Source organism: Pseudomonas sp. rhizo25 (assembly GCF_031931935.1).
GTDB lineage: Bacteria > Pseudomonadota > Gammaproteobacteria > Pseudomonadales > Pseudomonadaceae > Aquipseudomonas > Aquipseudomonas synxantha.
In genome coordinates, this window is sequence record NZ_JAUJXA010000065.1 from 1 (window position 1) to 350 (window position 350).

Annotated in this window: 1 protein-coding gene; it reads left to right on the forward strand. The window is 56.3% G+C overall.

Going from position 1 to position 350, the window contains the following annotated elements; genetic code table 11:
• A partial coding sequence (locus QZR30_RS27955) for an immunoglobulin-like domain-containing protein (protein WP_311904792.1) occupies nt 1-350 on the forward strand: 350 nt, incomplete at both ends.

Consider the following 350-nt stretch of genomic DNA (forward strand, 5'->3'; position numbering starts at 1 on the left):
AGCTGGACAACGGCTCGAGTATCTCGATCAAGGCGGGTGACACCGTCGGCACCGTGACCGTCCCGGCGCCTACCGATGACGTGTTCATCGATAAGAGCACCCAGACCGTCAAAATCACTGACGCTTCTGGCGGCAACTTTGAGAAGTTAGAAGTTGCAGGCAACGGCGCAACCACCACGATCAACGACACCATCGACAAGGTCGATGTGGTGCTCACCGCCACATCTACTGTCGGCGAAGGCGGCAATATCGTTTACACCGCCAGCCTTGTGGATAAAAACGGTGCGCCGGTGACTAACATTACCAACCCGCTCACCGTCACCCTGGATAACGGCAAGACCATCACTATC